This is a genomic window from Ferruginibacter sp. (assembly GCF_031391665.1).
Classification (GTDB): Bacteria; Bacteroidota; Bacteroidia; order Chitinophagales; family Chitinophagaceae; genus Ferruginibacter.
On record NZ_JANMUN010000001.1, the window covers coordinates 1 to 16701 of the forward strand.

General features: G+C 36.0%; 16 protein-coding genes. 1 reads left to right on the plus strand and 15 read right to left on the minus strand.

The window, feature by feature from the left end; genetic code table 11:
• From ACY651_RS00005 to ACY651_RS00015, 3 genes are all read right to left on the minus strand, one after another.
• The coding region (locus ACY651_RS00005) for a citrate (Si)-synthase (protein WP_462248404.1) at positions 1-857 on the minus strand (857 nt) is incomplete at its 3' end.
• A gap of 134 nt (positions 858-991) precedes the next feature.
• Positions 992-2089: an LptF/LptG family permease gene (locus ACY651_RS00010; RefSeq protein WP_462248405.1), complete on the minus strand. Its 1098-nt coding sequence runs from the start codon at positions 2087-2089 to the stop codon at positions 992-994.
• Between the two features lie 172 nt (positions 2090-2261).
• Positions 2262-3533, minus strand: coding sequence for a BaiN/RdsA family NAD(P)/FAD-dependent oxidoreductase (locus tag ACY651_RS00015; RefSeq protein ID WP_462248407.1), 1272 nt, complete (start codon positions 3531-3533; stop codon positions 2262-2264).
• A 58-nt stretch (positions 3534-3591) separates the two neighbouring features.
• On the opposite strand from ACY651_RS00015, the gene ACY651_RS00020 reads away from it, so the two are divergent.
• On the plus strand, positions 3592-4182 hold the full coding sequence (locus ACY651_RS00020) for a YiiX/YebB-like N1pC/P60 family cysteine hydrolase (RefSeq protein WP_462248409.1): 591 nt from the start codon (positions 3592-3594) through the stop codon (positions 4180-4182).
• Between the two features lie 73 nt (positions 4183-4255).
• Here ACY651_RS00020 and ACY651_RS00025 read toward each other — a convergent pair whose 3' ends face one another.
• The 12 genes from ACY651_RS00025 to rpsN form a co-directional block, all read right to left on the minus strand.
• Positions 4256-5659, minus strand: coding sequence for a hypothetical protein (locus ACY651_RS00025; protein WP_462248411.1), 1404 nt, complete (start codon positions 5657-5659; stop codon positions 4256-4258).
• Between the two features lie 30 nt (positions 5660-5689).
• On the minus strand, positions 5690-8974 hold the full coding sequence (locus ACY651_RS00030) for a caspase family protein (protein ID WP_462248413.1): 3285 nt from the start codon (positions 8972-8974) through the stop codon (positions 5690-5692).
• A gap of 108 nt (positions 8975-9082) precedes the next feature.
• Positions 9083-10729: a DUF4384 domain-containing protein gene (locus ACY651_RS00035; protein ID WP_462248415.1), complete on the minus strand. Its 1647-nt coding sequence runs from the start codon at positions 10727-10729 to the stop codon at positions 9083-9085.
• Between the two features lie 257 nt (positions 10730-10986).
• Positions 10987-11787 carry a type I methionyl aminopeptidase gene (map, locus tag ACY651_RS00040; RefSeq protein WP_462248417.1) on the minus strand — a complete coding sequence of 267 codons (801 nt, stop codon included), beginning with the start codon at positions 11785-11787 and terminating at the stop codon, positions 10987-10989.
• A gap of 115 nt (positions 11788-11902) precedes the next feature.
• Complete coding sequence (gene secY / locus ACY651_RS00045; protein WP_462248419.1) at positions 11903-13246, minus strand: preprotein translocase subunit SecY; 1344 nt, start codon at positions 13244-13246, stop codon at positions 11903-11905.
• A gap of 79 nt (positions 13247-13325) precedes the next feature.
• Positions 13326-13775, minus strand: a complete 450-nt coding sequence (rplO, locus tag ACY651_RS00050; protein WP_462220845.1) for a 50S ribosomal protein L15 — start codon at positions 13773-13775, stop codon at positions 13326-13328.
• Between the two features lie 151 nt (positions 13776-13926).
• The gene (gene rpmD / locus ACY651_RS00055) at positions 13927-14109 is read right to left on the minus strand and encodes a 50S ribosomal protein L30 (RefSeq protein WP_462220844.1); all 183 of its coding nucleotides are present in this window, start codon (positions 14107-14109) and stop codon (positions 13927-13929) included.
• 80 nt (positions 14110-14189) lie between these two features.
• On the minus strand, positions 14190-14708 hold the full coding sequence (gene rpsE, locus ACY651_RS00060) for a 30S ribosomal protein S5 (protein WP_462220843.1): 519 nt from the start codon (positions 14706-14708) through the stop codon (positions 14190-14192).
• 87 nt (positions 14709-14795) lie between these two features.
• Positions 14796-15149, minus strand: a complete 354-nt coding sequence (gene rplR, locus ACY651_RS00065) for a 50S ribosomal protein L18 (protein ID WP_462248421.1) — start codon at positions 15147-15149, stop codon at positions 14796-14798.
• A gap of 114 nt (positions 15150-15263) precedes the next feature.
• The gene (gene rplF / locus ACY651_RS00070; protein WP_462248423.1) at positions 15264-15818 is read right to left on the minus strand and encodes a 50S ribosomal protein L6; all 555 of its coding nucleotides are present in this window, start codon (positions 15816-15818) and stop codon (positions 15264-15266) included.
• 115 nt (positions 15819-15933) lie between these two features.
• Entirely contained in the window at positions 15934-16332 is a 399-nt protein-coding gene (gene rpsH / locus ACY651_RS00075) for a 30S ribosomal protein S8 (protein ID WP_462248425.1), read from the minus strand.
• 76 nt (positions 16333-16408) lie between these two features.
• Positions 16409-16678, minus strand: a complete 270-nt coding sequence (gene rpsN, locus ACY651_RS00080) for a 30S ribosomal protein S14 (RefSeq protein WP_462222529.1) — start codon at positions 16676-16678, stop codon at positions 16409-16411.
• Between the last annotated feature and the right edge of the window lie 23 nt (positions 16679-16701).

Consider the following 16701-nt stretch of genomic DNA (forward strand, 5'->3'; position numbering starts at 1 on the left):
CTCATTTCAAATATCCATTTTATAACTTCCTGGTTAGCTAGCCCATGCAATGGACCTGCGAGCCCGTTCATACCTGCTGCGAAACTTAAGTAAGGGTCACTTAATGCCGATCCTACAAGGTGAGTTGTATGAGCAGACACATTTCCTCCTTCATGATCGGCATGAATGGTCATGTATAAACGCATCAGTTCTTTAAAAGACTCATCTTCGTAACCCATCATGTGTGCAAAATTACCTGACCAATCCAGCAATCCGTTCGGTTGAATATGATCGCCATTTTTATATTTACGGCGATAGATATATGCTGCAACCCTTGGCAGGCGTGCAATTAAATCCATCGCATCATCAAACACCGCATCCCAGTAATCTTTTTTATTCATACCGGCTGCATACCTTTTGCTAAACTGGCTTTCGGTTTGCAAAGCCATAATAGCAACAACAAACTGCGTCATCGGGTGAGTACTAACCGGCAATGCTTCAATAGAATCAAATACATGATTAGGCACATGGCTGCGGCGCTGCCATACGCTGGTAACATGCTGCACATCATCTTCATCAGGTAAATCGCCTACCAGCATTAAATAAAATAATCCTTCGGGTAATGGCTCCGATCCGTTGGGTGCCTTGGGTAATTTTTGTTGCAATTCAGGAATGGTATATCCACGAAATCGAATACCTTCCTGTGCATCAAGCAAAGAAGTTTCGGTTACTAAACCCGTCATCCCACGCATGCCCTGGTAAATTTGGCTAAGGGTAACCTCTCCAATTTTTTTGTTGCCATGCTCTTTCAGCATTGCTTTCATTTCGGCAGCTACAATTTCTGATTTTGCTTTGAATTTATCTTTAATAACTCCCATACAGCAATTAAAATTTATTTTGTAAGATTATTTATACCGTATTTTAAAATATGGTTAAAATTACGATGTGCCGCTGTGTAAAACAAAAGTTTCAAAAGAAAGTTTACAGATAGGTAAAGCCAAAAGCGATAATATTATTTGGGTGCTTTTTTATATAGGTAAAATGCCAGCAGGCCAAAAAAGAAATTAGGCGTCCATGCAGCAAGAAATGGTGTAAAGCTTCCCTTTGTGGCAAACACAATAGAAAAACGGCTGAATAAAATATATAATACACTTATTACAACTCCCAGTGCCAGGTGCAAACCGCTGCCTCCCCTTACTTTTCGGGAGGCCAGCACAGCACCAATAATGGTAAGTATAAGCACCGAAACCGGAATAGCATCCCGGTTATATCTTTCAACTAATAAGGCATTCAAGCCTTCGCTGCCCCTTAATCTTTCCCGCTTTATAAATTGATTTAAAACTGGCGTAGGCATCTGATCTTTTAAATATTCATCTTTACGCAAATCAAGCGGTTTAAAATCATAATTCATTTTTAATTCTGGTGTACGTTTAACGGTTTCCGTAATACCGTTAAGTGTTCTTTCGGTAACATTTACCAGCCTCCATTTTTTTGCTGCAGTATCCCAGTTAAAATTATCAGCCCTCAGGTTATACAATAATTTATTATTAGAAAACCGTTGCACAAAAAAACCATTACCGTTTTTTGAAACCGTATCGTAACCTGCAATGCCGATGTAAGTGTTGCTGTCGTTTCTAAAATAGATGTGTTGCTTGTAAGTGTTGTTGCCAGAATTATTACCAAAATTCGGGTCAATATATTTTGTCTCAAAATCGCCCCACTTCTTATTAGCTTTTGGCACCACATACTGATAGCCAAACCAAAGCAATATGGATAAAAATAATCCACCAACTACATAAGGTAATAAAAACCGCCTGAAGCTTACGCCACTGCTTAATATAGCAACCACCTCCGACCGTGTTGCCATTTTTGAAGTAAAAAATATTACAGCAATAAAAACAAATAACGGAAAAAGCATAGCATCAATACGGGGTATAAAGCCAAAATAATAATCGGTTATAATTTTAGAAACAGGTAGCTTAGATTTTACAAAATCATCCGTTTTTTCGCTTACATCCACCACTACCACAATTGCCGTTAATAAGATAAGGCAAAAGAAAAAAGTAGTCATGTATTTTGACAGTATGTAACGATCGATTTTTTTAAACATTGCAACTAGCCTTGAGCATTATTTTTTGCTACGCAAATGTAGCTGAAAAAGATTTTGTATAAAATATGATATTGATAAGTATTTGTGAAGATTGGGAGAAAGTTTAGGGGTTTAGAAGTTTAGAGGTTTAGGGTTTAGGCGTTTAGACGTTTAGTGTGTACTCTAAAGATTATTACTCACCAAACCTATAAACTTCTAAACTTTTTAAGCTACTAACAGCCTTTGCGGCTATCCATCCTGTAGTCCACGCATTTTGAAAATTAAATCCTCCGGTAACACCATCTACATTTATTACTTCGCCGGCAAAAAATAATCTGGGTATTTTTTTGCTTTGCATAGTAATAAAATCAATTTCATTCAAATCAATTCCTCCCGATGTTACAAACTCTTCTTTAAAAGTTGTTTTACCTTTTACATCAAACTCCTGTGCACATAAATTTTTAATTAATTTATTTTGATCTTTAGCAGGCAAATCGGCCCATCTTAATTCATCCTTTATACCAGACTGCTGCAATAAATATTCCCAGAGGCGGCCGGGCAACGCAAAAGGATTTCGATTAATAATTTTTTGTGTGGCAATTCCAAACCGAAGTTGCTGCATCTTTTCCCTAAGAGTGTTTTCATTAAAATCCGGTACCCAGTTTATACTAATTTTAAATGAATAATTTTTTGTTTGCAATTCTCTTGCCCCCCAGGCAGATAATTTTAAAATTGCCGGGCCGCTCATTCCCCAATGTGTAATTAATAACGGCCCCTGCTCCACAAGTTTAGAACCCACAATTTTCACCGTAACATTTTCCACAGTTACACCCATTAAAGCTGTAATGCTGTTACCAGGCATATTAAAAGTAAATAAAGATGGTACCGGCTCTTCAATCGTATGCCCTAATTTCTTTAACCACTCAAACTGAATTGCTTTAGGGTAACCGCCACTGGCAATACAAACAAAATTTGCATTTAAAATTTTATTACTGGCGAGATGAACAGAGAATTGTTCACTTGCAAATTGCTCATCGCTTATTACTAATTCCTTCACTTCGGCACTCATTAAAATTTGCACGCCATATTTGTTAGCTTCCTTCATCAGGCAATCAATAATGGTTTGAGAAGAATTGCTAACCGGAAACATTCTTCCATCTGCCTCGGTTTTTAACTCCACTCCTCTTTGTTTAAACCATTCAATAGTATCTGTTGTAAAAAAATGATGAAATGCTTTTTTTAAAAATGAATTGCCACGAGGATATTTTTTTATCATTTCTGCAATACTAAAACAGGCATGGGTAACATTACACCGGCCACCGCCACTTACTTTTACCTTGCTTAATAATTTATTCGATTTTTCTATAATAGTAACTTCAAGTTCAGGGTTTAATCTTGCTGCATTAACAGCACAAAAAAAACCAGCTGCCCCACCGCCAATAACCACCAGTTGTTTCTTTTTCATTTTCTATTTTGTATCTTGACAATTAAATGCAAATTAACGTTTAACTCTTTATTATTCTATGGCCAGTTCAATTACAAAAAGACAACTTAAAGAAATGCCCGTAATACCTTACGAAAAAGTAAGGGAACATATTAAAACAGGCAATATTTTTTTCAGCAGTGGCAGTTATGCTTTTTCCGGTGTTATTCAAAAACTTACTAAAAGCACCTGGAGCCATGTGGCGGTTGTTTATAAAGATGAAGAGCTGGGCAGGATTATGGTTTTAGAAGCTGAGCCTTACGTTGGTATAAGATTAATTCCTGTATCGAAATATTTGAGAAATTATAAAGATAAAAACCGACCTTACAAAGGGCAGATAGCCATTGCAAAATTTAATATTGATGTGCCAAAAGAAAAATTAAACCGTGGTATTAGTTTTGGTTTGGATGAGCTGGCCAGACCATACGACAATTTTGAAATTGTAAGAATTATGATGCGTATTTTATTTCACATCAGCCGCCGAGAAAAAAACAGAAACTATATCTGCAGCGAATTGGTAAGAGATGTTTTTGCAAAAGCCGGCATTATTATGCAATATAAAGACACTTACATAAGCCCTGATAATATTTGGAGAGATGAAAGGGTAGAATTAAAATACAGAATTTTATAATTGACACATTGTAACTTTTAATATAAAAACTCCGGCAAGAAAATACTTGCCGGAGTTTTTATACTATTATGTTTTACAAAATCTGTTTCAACTCAATAGAGAAATCTAATTTCATTTTTAAGATGATAGGGTTTTTAGGATCATCATTAATCCATAACTCCTGCGAATCGTCACCAGATTTTGAAACTATATGCAAACATTTGATGTATTTAGTTTGGTCATCTACCTGTACTGCATAAAACGGATCGTCTTCTGTTACTACTTCAAATACCTGTGCACTAAAAACACTTGCATGTATGTAAGACTCTCCATTGGTTTTTAATTCATTAAATACTGCATTGCTAATCCAAACAGATGTTTCTTCAGTAAGGTCTTTATTGCCATTGCTAAACCTGTTCATTTGCACGTGAGCCGTATCAATTGCTTCTTTACTAATATTTACCACCCCATTAATGCCCACTTCACCCGTCATTTTATATTTGAATGAAATGCCATTATCCATATCCACTTTAGGATTGGTTACCCTAAAATCGTATAGTTTATCCTGAAAGATCACTTCATAAATATATGTACGTTGTGCATCGGGTTTAACAGGCGCCATTACCTGTGCACAATCAAATCTTTTTAACCAGTAATCATACTGTTCAAATTTATCACGTAATGTAACTGCATCTTCGCAAGCCTTTTCGCTATTTCCCATTTTTGCATACAGCAACGACCTTCTGATATAAAAAATACTCAATGGTTCTTTCTGTATAAATTCGGTTGCTTTATTAATACCATCCTGGTAACGTTCGTCTGTGGAGTAAAAACTAAAATAAGTTATAGCATTGTCATCTGTTGTATTGCCTGCTGCCATTTCATCTTCCAGTAATTTATAAGCATCTTCTTTTTTATCTGCCATGTGCAAAACCCCTGCGTAAGTACTTGTAAAACCTTTCCTGTATTTTTCATTTAGTAACTCGTATCCTTTTTTTGCATACTTAACCGCTTCATCCATTTTCTTAGCATCTGCAAATTCGGCACCGTACAAAATATAAGGGATACCGTTTTTTGGTGCCCATGCCATAGCAGATTTTACATAAATATCACCCGATCTTTTTTTGGCTGCAAAATCGAACTGGTAAGGTATCAGGGCAATAACTGATGCAGCAGTATCTTTATTTTTATACCATTTTTTTAAATCTGCAATCGCCTGCTTATCCATTTTTAAATATATTTCGCTGCCCAATTTTTTCCAAAATACATTTTCATCTTTTTTATTTCTTTTTAATAAGGTATCAGCAATGGGTAATACTGCTTTATACTTTTTTCTTTTAAAGTTTCTTTCCAGTTGTTTCTTTAACTCTTTTGTTGAAACAATGGGAACTATTTTTACAGGAACAGCCGGCACTGTTTTCACTGCTTCTGTTTTTGGCTGTGCAAATAATGTATTTACAAATAAACACATAATTGCAAAAAAGGTAATCTTATACATAATAGATTGTTTAGGTTATTTTTTAAATTTTTATTTTATAATGATGATTGGAAAATCGTTACCGTAACTGTAACTGGCCGGGTATTGTGGCGTGCCTTTATATTTCTGTGTTATTTCCGGCACTTTAGTTTGCAGGTAGGCGTCCAATTGCTTTACAGTTAATTTTTTATCGGTTGGGTTTGCATCTCCTTTAAATGCTTCCAGTAAGCAATAAGTAAAAGAACCATGGCCCAATTGTGAAAACTCAGATGCAAACTGTTCGCTGCCCGATGCTGTAAGCCACTGTGTACCGGTTGACCGTGCCAGTTGTGCAATTGCTTTTTCCTCTGCTGCACCTCTTGCAGCTGCAATAGTTTCTAATGCGCCGGCACTCTGGCAGGCATCTAAAATAAATAATTGCTTTTGCGCTTTTATATCTTTACTCATTGCCTTTAATGCATCGGCACTAAACCCTTTTTGTGCCAAAGCATTATCGTTTCCATACAATTGTGTTACATCATACGGCACTAAAAAAAATTCTTTTTTATCACTGATTACCCCATGACCTGCATAATAAAAAACAAAAAGATCTTTTGGATTGGCAGCAGTTTTAATTTTTTCAAATGCTGCAATCATACCTTCTCTTGTTGCCTCTGCATCTTTTAAAAAAATAGTATTTACTTTAGAAAATAAAGTTTTAGAGCCTGCGGTGATGGCTTCGGTAAATGCACTGGCATCGGCCAGGGCATAATTTAAATTGTATTTAGTGTTTTTATAAATATTTATACCAACAACCAAAAGATGCAGTTGTATATCACTGCCTTCCACTTTTACAGGAACATTTACAGGTTTATAATCCGCAATTAATTGTGCAGGTAAACTTTCGGTACGCTGGCTGTTAATGGCAATTGCTTTAAAATTATTTTCCCCGGCATTAAGTGTAACCAAAAAAGTTTTGGTCATATTTTTTTCGCCTTTGTTATCATCTTCCACTGTTAAATTTCTTGTAGTGTGTACTAATTTTCCATTTTGATACAAACGTATTTCACTTACTACATCTTTTAACCCATCAGCTTCGGCTTTTACAGTTACCTGCTCTTTATCAACTTTTATTGATTTAATATCATCTGCAACTTCTAAATTTCTCTCTTGCATTTGCAACGAAATCTTTACAATTGGGGGAGATTTAATGTCATTAATATCAGGAACATTATTGGGCAACGTGTTATCCCATATTTGTTTTAATAAACCCGGCACATAATATTTTTCGTACAAACTTTCTAAAGGAATAATTTCTTTTCCCTTGGTGAAATACATTTTTTTTAATGCGCTGGCAGTGGCATCAAAACGGCCATCATCAGTTACCAGCACCCAATCAACAGAGCCTTCAAACATATATATTTTACCAATCTTTCTTTTCTTATCCAAATCCCAAATACAAAGTCCACCGTACTCTTCGGTTAACATATAGCGCTCGTTACGCAAAAAAACAAAACCAGTTACATCATCGCCGGTTCCCGGCATAGTGCCAATTGCATTTCTGTTTGCAACATTTACAAGACCTACATTTGAGCCCGCCCTTATGTTTGCATCAATGGGTATTTGTGTTGCAGCTATATTACCCGAAGGCGAAATAATTGTTTCATAATCTGATTGAGGTAACTGAACAGGATTACCGATTTGCTTACCCGTTTCAGCATCTAAATAAAAAAGTTTATCGTTAGATGTAAATAATAATTTTTTTCCGTTATCTGCAAAACGCAGGTTACGAATATTTATTGACTGGTGTTTCCATTTTTCATTTCTGTCAGATAAATCCACACAGTAAATAAAATTGCTGGTATCGCCGAATACTTCCTTTACCTCTTCTCTTGCCTCAGCAAACAAAATCATTTTTGTATTATCGGGGGAGATATCACAAAATTTATTCAACCGCTCATTTTGTGCATAATGTAATCCGTAAGGAATGTCAACAATGTACAAAACCCTTAATGTTTTTAAATCAAGTACATAAATTCCTTCATTGCCAATAAGTGCTAAAAGATTTAATGCATCAAAAATTTGCATGCCCACAAATTTTTTATACATGCTGTTTATTTTTGTAACCGATTCGTATTCCACTTTTGCTTTAGTAGGATCAAACCTGTATAAACCCCATTCCTGATTGTATATAAATCCTGTTTTACCATCGCTAGTAAGCCTGTAGATAAATCCATTTTCATCTTTTACCGGAGGGGCAACCGAACGAATGTTAAGATTACCATTATCGAAATTAAGAATGCGGTCTTTCAGGCAAATAGCATCTATATTTTTATAAACAAATTGCACATAAGAGTCTAATGGAAATTCTCCGTAACGGGAAATAAGTTCAGTAGTATTACTGTTGTTCTTACTCATATTTTGTCCCAGTACATAATAATTTCCCGAGGGGGCAAGTGCTATATTTTGATAAGTATATTCATTGGCTACAACCTGGGCAAAATATTTTTGTGGGCTTATTGAAAAATCGGCAGCATCAAACATTACAGCTTTGTAATTATAATAAAAAAGTATTTTACCTGTTACAGAAGAATAGGTATTGGTGTATTGAGCAGCATTATAATTCTCTGCATCTTTAAATAAATTTTTTGTTTTTCGCAAAGGCAAGTAACTCTTGCCATCTAGTTCAGCTAAGAAAAGTGCTTTCTCTTTTTTGCCTGAAAGTGCAAGCAAGTTGCCATTAGGCAAATAGCTGTGCGGAAAATAATTAAGAGCAGGTTTAAATTGTTTTTTTATTTTATTGTTTGCAATATCCAGTAACCAACTTCCCATTACGGCATCATAAACAAGCAGTTCATTTCCGTTTGGCGAAATACTTAGTTTGTTTATATAATGTAAAGCAGCGTTATCAATAACCAGCGTTTGTATAAGCTGTTCTTCTACACCGTTATCTACTTTTATCTTTTGTATTACATAATTATCTCCGTCATCTTCTTTAAACCCTGCAGTGTACATTATTTTGCCATCTGCCGAAAATACAAAAGCTGATCTTCGGCCATTTATTTTTATTTTATTACTAAAAGTGAATTTTTCAAAATCAAAAAAATAAATAGTATCCGAAACCTGTATGCCCAGTATTTTACTTTGTGCGTCTATTGCCATACAAATTTCTCCGTACCTGAACCGTCCATTATCTTTACTGCCCGGCGCAAGGTTTTTGATAAGTTTACTGGTCTTATTTTCCCATACTTTTATTCCTTCTGCACTGGCAGAAACCAGCCATTTATCATCAGGTGAAATTACCACAGAGTTAGCCGAGTGTGTTGCAGGAATAATTAATTCGGGTCGTTGTGCCATTACTCTATTTGGCAACATCATTACTACAAAGAATGCGCAAACAAATAATAACCTAAAGTATTTTTTCATAGCTGTGATAATTTTATGCGCTGCTTTTTCAAACAAAATTTAATTGTGCTTTATCTCTACCATCAAGGGCACCACTGTACCGGTTGCATTTGCTTTTATTGAAAAGCCAACCTGTGTACCTGTATAATTAATATCTTCTTTTTTAATTAATTTATCGCCTAATGCGGCCATAATTTTAGATGATAATCCACCCTGTTTATTTCCCATAGTGTTAATCATGTCATCCATATTTAATTTTTCTTTCGAATAAAGAATTAATAAATAATCAACACCCCTGTTGTCGTCCATCTTTATCACTTTAGTATCGCTGGGGAATGCAACAACCGTGTTGGCGCCTACGTGAGTACTTGTTAAATCATCGAATGGTAAAATTTTATTTATTTTTCCGGTAAGGTCGGTTGCAAATGCATAGATGTAAGCCTCCTTATCAATGTTCATGTAAAATCTAAATTTTGTACCGCTTGTATAACTGTTCATCATTGTATAAGCAACTAAATCTTCTTTAACAGCCGTCTCTTCTTCTACCACTAAATTTCTGCTGCTAATTCTGTTTACCGGCATATTATCGCCACTGTTTAATTTAAACTCCATACTGCCGCTTAAACCTGTTACTACAACCGGCGCTGGTTCGGGTAAGGGTATTGGTTTGGGCTCAGGTTTTGGCTCGGGTGCAGGAACTGGTGTAGGCTTTGGTTCTGGTTTTGGTTGTGGTGCAGGAACTGGTGTAGGCTTAGGTTCTGGTTTCGGTTCAGGTTTTGGTTGTGGCTTTGGTTCAACTTTTTTCTCATCGGGTACTTTTGTGTACGGGCTTGCAAATGGTTGCAATGCTACCTGGCACCAGCGTACGAAATCTGGATATTTAATCCAAACCAAACCCTTGTCGCCCCACGATGTGCCCCAGCTGTTTAAAACTCGAAAGGCACCACCAGCGATATTGTCATCATAACCTATCACACACATGGCATGCATACGGTGTTTCCAGTCTCCAAAATTTTCGTTAGCATCCGGGTTCCACACCTCGCTTTTTACTTTGTTAAAACTTGCAGGCAACATATAAGAAATTAATACTGGGCTGCCTTCTGTTAAAGATTTTTTAGTTACCTCCAGCACTTCAGCATCAGTTTTTAAAAATGCATCTTCTTTAGAAATACCTTTGGCTGTAAATAATATAGCAGCGTCTGCAATTTTATAATCTAAAGCTTCTGCTTTAGCAGTTTCGGTAGCTTTTGCACCGCAGTAATAAGGTGCAGTTTTTAAAGTAGCATCACCCATTTTTATCAGTGTAAGTATTGCATCAATAGTGCTGGAGCCGCTATCGCATCCCACATCCGCTGGTTTTTTTATTTGTTCAAATAGAAAAGCAGGTGAAAATGCATACTTATTTATCGTTGTTTTATCTGTGATATCATGCGTTTTTGCATACAATATTGTAGCAGCTCCATATCCTGCAGCCCATGCTGTGCAAGTGCCATAATTTCCCTGGTCGCCAGCCGTTGGGCAATATTGCTCTAAAGAAAAACTTTTAGGCAAATTGGTAAAGCTGCGTGAAGACACTTTCACTTTTTGCGGTGTTTTAGCAATCAAATCCAAATTGATTACCTCGCCGGTAAAACGTTTGGGTTGTGCCTGTACGGTAGTTACAAAAAATATTGCTGCAGCTAGTAAAAGGGTTTTATCAGGTTTCATAATTAAAATATTTTGATAAAAGTAACTAAATGCTTTTCGCAACACATACCCACCATTGGGTATTTATTTAGATTGGCTGATGTTGAGCAGCACAATGCAAAACCTAACAGAAAGGAGGATTCGAAAATATTGGTTATGTCTATTGAATGAGAATTCTACATTAATGAAGGCTTACGGCAAACCGCTCTTTATTATTACAGCGTAAATACATTAATAATAGAAAGAAAAAAATAAAGAGGAAACTTATAATTGTAAAATCAATAATCGGAGCAAAGATTGGAGTTAGCTTTTTCAGCAGCTTCTATTTCTGCAAAGGAAGACAATATATCTGCCTTGCCCCGTTGTATGCAAATGGTATGTTCGTAGTGAGCGGCGGGTTTGCCGTCTTCTGTTTTTATCGTCCAGCCGTCTTTGTCATGGTACACATTTTTTGTGCCCAGGTTTATCATTGGCTCAATGGCAATCACCATTCCTTCTTTTAATTTTTGAAGTGTCCCCCGCTTTCCATAATTGGGCACCTGCGGTTCTTCATGCAGTTTTCTTCCCAAACCATGGCCCACCAATTCTCTCACCACTCCATAACCATGTTCTTTTTCGGTATATTGCTGTACGGCATAAGCGATATCGCCTACACGGTTACCATGAATAGCTTTTTCAATTCCTTTGTATAAAGATTCTTTTGTAACCCTTAATAATTGTTTTAATTCAGCACTAATTTCCCCTACAGCAAATGTATAAGCACTGTCGCCATGAAAACCATTTTTAAAAGCCCCTACATCTACAGAAACGATATCGCCATCTTTTAATGCATCTTTTGTAGGAAAGCCATGTACCACAGCATCGTTAACAGAAATGCAGCATGCGAAAGGAAAATCCTGGTATCCTTTAAAAGATGCAGTGGCATCATTATCCAAAATAAATTTTTCGGCAAACTGATCCAATTCAAAAGTTGAAATACCGGGTTTAATAATTTTAGCCACTTCTGCCAAAGTTTTACTCACCAGTAAACTGCTTTCTCTTATCAGTTCAATTTCTGCCTTGCTTTTATAATGAATCATTCCGTTTTCCCCTAAAGAGGGATTATTATGTTTTATAAATAAATTTTTAAAACAAACCCCGACGTATTTTGTCGGGGCTTAATTATTTTTAAGTCCCCAAAAGGGGAAAGTGAAATTAAATAGTTGTTGCTGCCTGTCTGCCCTGTATTCTTCCACTGCTCATTAACCCATCGTACTGGCGCATTAATAATTGTGTTTCTATTTGCTGTAAGGTATCTAAAATTACACCTACCATAATCAGCAAAGATGTTCCTCCAAAGAAAGTAGAAAAATTTTGTGTCATACCTACAAAAGCCAACTGACAAAGACCAGGAAGAATACCAACAAATGCTAATAAAACAGCACCCGGTAAAGTTATTCTGTCCATTATTGTTCCAATATAATCTGCAGTAGGCTGACCAGGTTTAACACCGGGAATAAATCCATTATTTCGCTTTAATTCATCCGCCATTTGCTTGGGGTTAAATATTAAAGCAGTATAAAGAAAAGTAAATCCAATTACAGCAACTGAATAAATAAGCATGTACCACAAGTTGGTATGGTCATTTAAAAAACTTGCCTGTGTGGTTTGCCCTAATCCGGTAATAAAGGCAATTAAAAATAATATAGCCTGTGCAAAAATGATAGGCATTACACCTGAAGCATTAACTTTAAGAGGTAAAAAATTTCTTGCCCCGCCAAACTGCCGGTTGCCCACAATTTGTTTTGCATAATTTACAGGCACCCTTCTTGTTCCCTGTATCAGCATTATCAAACCCATGATAACTGCAATAAGAAATACAATTTCTATAAGCATTATCAATAAACCACCGGCGCCTCTTGTAGTTCTTGCGGCCCATTCCTGCGCTATAGCCTGAGGTAATCTTCCCAAAATACCAACCATGATAATTATGGACGTACCATTGCCTAATCCTTTATCAGTGATTTTTTCTCCCAACCACATAACAAATAATGTACCTACGGTAAGAATGATAACAGTAGAAAATTTAAAGAAGTCGGCACCGTAAGAAGGAATTATTGCACCACCATAAGTTGTAGTTAAGTAACCGATATAAGCTATTGCCTGAAAAGCTGTAACACCCACCGTTAGGTAACGTGTCCATTGATTAATTTTCTTTCTTCCGCTCTCACCTTCTTTTTGAATTTTTGCAATTTGAGGAACAAGGATGGTCATCAATTGCATAAAGATAGATGCAGAAATATAAGGCATGATACCCAATGCAAAAATAGAAGCCCTGTTAAAGGAACCTCCTACAAATGTATCAAGCAAACCCAATAAACCACCGGCATTTTTTGAATTGCTTTCGGCTAGTTTTGTTAATTCATTAGGGTTAATACCCGGTAAAATGATATGTGTACCTACTATATAAATGAATATGAGTAAAAGCGTAAAAGTAATTTTATTACGCAGTTCTTCAATGCTCCAGATATTCCTAAGTGTTTTTATAAACTTCTTCACAGATTTAAAACGATTTAAATGTTTTGCGCTAAATTAAAAATGACCCCCCGCTAAGCGTGGGTCGGCAAATATCGTGAAATTATTTAACTATCTCCACAGAACCTCCGGCAGCTTCAATAGCAGCTTTAGCTTTTTCGCTCACCGCATTTACTTTAAATACAAATTTTCCTTTTACTTCGCCGTTGCCTAAAACTTTTACACTATCAAACTGGCTGATAATTCCATTGATATATAAATTTTGCAAATTAAATTCTGTGATGCCGTATTTTTCAGAAAGATGATCTATTTGGCCCAGGTTTAATACTTTAAATTCTATGCGGTTGTTATTTTTAAAACCACGCTTTGGAATACGACGCTGAATAGGCATCTGTCCACCCTCATGAGCCATTTTACTTTTGTAACCAGCACGGCTTTGTCCACCTTTGTTACCTTTTGTAGATGTTCCACCCTTACCACTTGCTTCACCACGTCCTATTCTTTTTTCTTTGTGCGTTGCGCCTTTTGCAGGCTTTAGTGTATGTAATTTCATTTTATGTTGATTTTGTACTTACGGGGAATCACCCCTCGCTTTTTTTAATTAATAATTCTATAATGTATAATTAATAATGTTGGTGGTTGAATAATAAAGTTCTGTAGTTATAAAATAATTATTCATTATCCCATTATCAATTATTCATTAGTTACGCCAGTTCTTCCACTTTTATAAGATGGCTAACTTTTGTAACCATGCCTAAAATTTGTGGCGTAGCTTCTACTTCAACAGATGAATTCATCTTTTTTAAACCTAAAGCTACCATTGTTCTTTTCTGGCGCTCAGATCTGTCGATTACACTTTTAACTTGTGTTACTTTTATCTTTTTCATTTTATTAAGTTGTAAGTTTTAAGTTATAGGCTGTAAGAATAAAGTCAAGCTTATTACTTACAACTTAGTACTTATAACTTTTATCCGTTAAATACTTTCTTTAAAGAAATAGTACGAGTTTTTGCAACTGCAATTGGCTCACGCAAAGAAGCTAATGCTTTAAAAGTTGCCTTTACTACATTAGTAGGATTAGCCGAACCAAGGTTTTTTGCTAATACGTCAGTAATACCAGCCGCTTCTAAAACCGCCCTCATACTACCTCCGGCAATTACACCAGTACCATGCGCTGCAGGTTTGATAAATACTTTTGCTGCACCCTCTTTACTCAATTGTTCGTGAGGTATAGTACCATGCATAATAGGAACTTTTATTAAATTCTTTTTAGCATCTTCAATACCTTTTGTAATGGCTTCCTGCACTTCTTTTGCTTTACCTAAACCATGCCCAACAACGCCTGCTTCGTTACCAACAACCACTAAGGCTGAAAAACTAAAAGCACGACCGCCTTTGGTTGTTTTAACCACACGGTTAATAGCAACTACTTTATCTTTTAATTCAAGATCGCCTGCCTTTACTTTGTTTAAAATTAAATTTGCCATTTATATCGATTTTTCGATTTGTGATTTATGATGTTTGATTTATGATTTTTTGAACTGCAGATAAATCATAAATCTGCAATCTGCAATCTAAAATACTAACCCGCCTTCTCTTGCACCTTCAGCAACTGCCTTTACACGGCCATGATAGATATAGCCACCACGATCGAACACTACAGTTGTAATACCTAACTCTTTTGCCTTTGTTGCAATAGCAGCACCTACCAATTTACCTTTTTCAATTTTAGGCGCTTTTTGTGCAGCAATATCTTTTTGTCTTGATGAAGCTGCGGCTAATGTTACACCGTTTGCATCGTCAATCAACTGTGCATAAATATCTGCATTGCTTCTAAAAACGCTCAATCTTGGTTTTGCTGCAGCACCGCTTATCTTTTTACGGATGCGGTATTTAATTTTTACTCTTGCGCTTGATTTACTGTTCATGTTATTTCTGTTTTATCCTGATACTGCCAGGATGATTTGTCAATTTGTTTATTCGTTTACTGGTTTATTAGTTTTAGAGTTACTTACTAATTAACCAATTAACTAATTAACCTATTACTTACCTGCCGATTTACCAGCTTTTCTTCTCAACACCTCGCCTGCAAATTTCACACCTTTACCTTTGTATGGTTCTGGCTTACGTAAGCTTCTGATTTTTGCACAAACCTGGCCAATCAATTGTTTATCTATACTCTCAAAACTAATCATTGGATTTTGTCCTTTTTCCTGAGAAGTGGTAACTTTTAATTCTTTAGGTATCTCAAAAACAATATTGTGAGAATAACCTAAAGCAAGATCTAAAAGATTACCCTGGTTAGATGCTTTATAACCCACACCCACCAATTCTAATTTTTTGTTATAGCCTTCTGTTACCCCCAAAACCATATTGCTGATTAAAGAGCGGTACAAACCATGCATGGCACGGTGACGTATTTGTTCAGTAGGACGCACCACATCAACGCTTCCTTCCTTTACTTCAATTTTAATATCTCTGTCAACGGTTTGTTTCAATTCCCCTTTTGGTCCTTTTACAGTAACTACGTTTTCGTTGTTAACTGAAATGGTTACACCTGCTGGAAATTCTACCGGTTTTTTTCCTATTCTGCTCATGGTCGGTTTTTTATTTTATATTTTTATTCGATTTGTGTTCAGCCACGACTAAGGCTTAATTGTCAAATCATTTATTTTATATCAAAACCCGTTTAGAGGTTTAGATGTTTAGGGTTTAGTAGATATTGCAAAGAACTTCTCCGCCTACATTTTGTGCCTTTGCTTCTTTATCGGTCATTACACCTTTTGATGTAGAAACTATAGCAACGCCTAAACCATTTTTTACTCTTTTAAAATCACCTGGTTTTGCATAACTGCGTAAGCCCGGGCGGCTAACTCTTTCTAAACTTTGTATAACAGGTAACTTAGTAGCTGCATCATACTTTAATGCAATCTTAATAAGACCTTGTTTTTTATCTTCTTCAAACTTGTACTTTAAAATGTACCCTTTATCGTACAATATTTCAGTAATGCGCTTTTTCAAATTGCTTGCAGGTATTTCTACAATACGGTGATTAGCCATTTGTGCGTTACGTATTCTTGTTAAAAAATCTGCTATAGGATCAGTAACCATTGTTATTTTAGTTAATTGATTAAATAAATTTTGTCAATGCGATATCCAAGTCCCCCTTCGGGGGATTTAGGGGGCTTTACCAGCTTGCTTTAGTAACACCCGGTATTTTACCCTGCAGTGCCATATCACGAAATTGGTTTCTTGAAAGACCAAAATACCTCATGTATCCTCTTGGTCTGCCGGTTAGCTGGCAACGGTTTCTTAAACGAACCGGTGATGCATTTTTTGGTAATAAATCCAAACCTGCGTAATCACCGGCTGCTTTTAAAGCTGTTCTTTTATCAGCATATTTGGCAACGGCTGCTTCACGCTTTCTTTGCCTGGCTTCAATTGATTTTTTTGCCATGTTTTATTTTTATTTTTTTCCCT